General features: G+C 72.9%; 2 protein-coding genes and 1 pseudogene. All 3 read right to left on the bottom strand.

The window, feature by feature from the left end; translation table 11 throughout:
* A pseudogene (locus SY2F82_RS39465) lies at nucleotides 1-1,006 on the bottom strand (1,4-alpha-glucan branching enzyme); the annotation flags it as partial.
* A complete protein-coding gene (locus tag SY2F82_RS39460; RefSeq protein WP_236042062.1) occupies nucleotides 1,003-2,388 on the bottom strand; it encodes a phosphotransferase in 1,386 nt (461 codons plus the stop codon). The pseudogene SY2F82_RS39465 and the gene SY2F82_RS39460, both read right to left, overlap by 4 nt.
* A 44-nt stretch (nucleotides 2,389-2,432) precedes the next feature.
* Nucleotides 2,433-2,814, bottom strand: a 382-nt coding sequence (locus SY2F82_RS38525; RefSeq protein ID WP_200423743.1) for an alpha-glucosidase C-terminal domain-containing protein, incomplete at its 5' end; no start/stop codon positions are given.

Raw genomic sequence — 2,814 nt, 5'->3', positions numbered from 1 at the left:
GGGCGTCGACGAGGTACTTGAAGTCGTCGGGGGTGCCCAGGCGGGCGGTGGGCGCGTAGAAGCCGGTGACCTGGTAGCCCCAGGACCCGCCGAAGGGGTGCTCGGCGATCGGCATCAGCTCCACGTGGGTGAAGCCCAGCTCCTTGACGTAGGCGGGGAGTTGTTCGGCCAGTTGCCGGTACGACAGCCCCGGCCGCCAGGACGGCAGGTGCACCTCGTACACCGAGAACGGCGCCCGATGCACGGGCGTGTCCCCGCGATGCGCCACCCATGCGTCGTCGTGCCACTCGTACGCCGACTCGGTCACGATCGAGGCGGTCGCCGGCGGCACTTCCGTGCGGCGGGCCATGGGGTCCGCGCGTACGGTGTGGCTGCCGTCGGGGCGCGCGATGTCGAACTTGTAGCGCGTCCCGGGGCCGAGTCCGGGCACGAACAGCTCCCACACTCCGGAGGAACCGAGCGAGCGCATGGGGTACGCGCGGCCGTCCCAGTGGCAGAAGTCCCCGCAGAGCCGGACCCCTCGGGCGTTCGGCGCCCACACCGTGAAACGGGTGCCGGTCACGCCCTGGTGGGTCATGGGGTGGGCGCCGAGTGCCTTCCACAGCTCCTCGTGACGTCCCTCACCGATCAGGTGGAGGTCGAGATCGCCGAGCGCGGGCAGGAAGCGGTAAGGGTCGTCGGTCTCCTGGACGGTGTCCGGGTACGCCACGAGCAGCCGGTGGTCCGGTACGTCCCGCACCGGCAGCAGGGCGGAGAAGAAGCCGTCGCCGTCGTCGTGCAGTTCGGCCCAGGCGTCGCCGATGACGACGGTGACCGAGAGGGCGCACGGTCGCAGCGCGCGGAAGACCGTCCCGTCCGGCACCGGGTGCGCGCCGAGCGCGGAATGCGGGTCGTGGTGGGTTCCGGCCAGCAGCCGCTCCCGGTCGCCGGCGGGCACGGGCGCGGGTGCCGGGGTGCCCAGGTGCGGCGAGGCGAGCGGAGGCGGGGGTGCGGTGTGCGTGGTCACGGCGTGGGCCTCCTGTCGCGGGGGCGTGGGGCGAGGCGTGCGATCGCCGCCATGGGCACCGGCAGCCAGTCGGGCCGGTGACGGGCCTCGTACAGGACCTCGTACACGGCGCGGTCCGTCTCGTAGGCGCGCAGCAGCGCCGGTTCCGCCCGCGGGTCCCAGCCCGCCTCGGCGGCGTAGCCCGCGCAGTATGCCTCGCGGCAGCGCAGCGCCCACTCGGGCCGCCACGGCCGGCGGGCATGGGCGGCGTAGTCGAAGGAACGGAGCATGCCCGCGACATCGCGGACCGGGGACTGCGGGCGGCGCCGTTCGGGAAGCGGGCGGGCCGGTTCGCCCTCGAAGTCGATCACGTGCCACCGGCGTTCGGCTCGCAGCACCTGGCCGAGGTGCAGATCGCCGTGGATGCGCTGAGCGGGCCTGGGCGTGTCGAGCGCGGCCAGTTCTGTGAAGGCGGAGCGCAGCCCGTGGGCGTACGGCAGCAGTTCCGGTACGGCGTGGATGGCGTCCCGCAGCCGCTCGACCATGCCGGCGGTGAGGGGTCCGGTGTCGGGCGGGCCCTGCGGTTCGACGGGGAACGCGGCGGCGAGGGCCAGATGCACCTCGGCCGTGGCGCGCCCCAGTTCGTACGCCTCCTCGGTGAACTCGCGCCCGGCGGCGAGGGCGGCGAGCGCCTGCGTCCATCCGTCGGCGGCACCGTGCAGGAAGGGCTGGAGCACGCCGAGCGTCGCGGCCCAGGGGCTGGAGGTGCGGAACCAGGCCACCGGCGCGGGGACGCAGGTGCAGCCCTGCCGGACCAGGGCCCAGGGCACCTCCAGGTCGGGGTTGATTCCGGGCCGCACCCGGCGGAAGACCTTCAGGATGTAGGCGTCGCCGTACACCAGGGAGGAGTTGGACTGCTCGGCTTCGAGGAGGCGGGGCGCGAGCCCGGTGGGTATGGTCACCCGTCTGTCGCGTTCGAAGCGGAGGGCGCCCGCCGTGCCCGGCGTGCGCAGCCGTTCCAGGAGCAGGGACGCCGAGCGCGGGTCCTGGAGGGCGTCGTACACCAGCAGCCCCGCGAGAGGACCCTCGCTCGCCCGTCCGAGGACCGCCGGGGAGACCCGCGGCGACAGGAACTCGCCGGTGCCGAGGAGGAGTTGGTAGCAGTCGTACCCCGGCGCGGCGGTCGGCGAACGGCCGGTGCAGTCGGCGCGGACCAGGACGTGCAGGCAGCCGGGGTGCAGTTCGGTCACCGACAGCAGCGTCAGGTCCGCGACGGGCCGTCCCTTGCCGGCGAACCAGCGCTGGCGCGGCAACCACTCCCGCAGCAGACCGGAGAGCGAGGGCAGCAGCGAGGCGGGACCGATGCCGTCCTGGCTGAGCGTTGCGGTCTGGGTCTTCGGCATGGCCTCGCGTCCTTTCCGTGCCGGCCGACGTCAGCGGCCCTGGTTCAACTGGTCACGAACACGTTGACCTTGGTTGCCTGGGGGACGTTCTTGCGGATGCGGAACCAGTAGAAGCCGTGGCCTGCGAGGGTGAGCAGGTAGGGCAGTTCCCCGATGGCGGGGAAGCGGACCCCGCCGATCAGTTCCACCGGGTGCCGGCCCGTGAACTGGCGCAGGTCCAGCTCGGTCGGCTGCGCGAACCGGGAGAAGTTGTGCACGCACATCACCAGGTCGTCCCCCTCTCCGTCGATTGAGGGGGCCTCCCGCAGGAAGGCGAGGACGGCCGGGTTGGAGGAGGACAGTTCGGTGTAGGAGCCGAGGCCGAACGCGGGGTTCTGCTTGCGGATCTCGATCATGCGCCGGGTCCAGTGCAGCAGCGAGGACGGC

The organism is Streptomyces sp. Y2F8-2, assembly GCF_014905555.1.
GTDB classification, from domain to species: Bacteria; Actinomycetota; Actinomycetes; order Streptomycetales; family Streptomycetaceae; genus Streptomyces; species Streptomyces cynarae.
The sequence above is the reverse complement of the archived record's forward strand: the minus strand, read 5'-3'. Positions and strand labels throughout refer to the sequence as shown.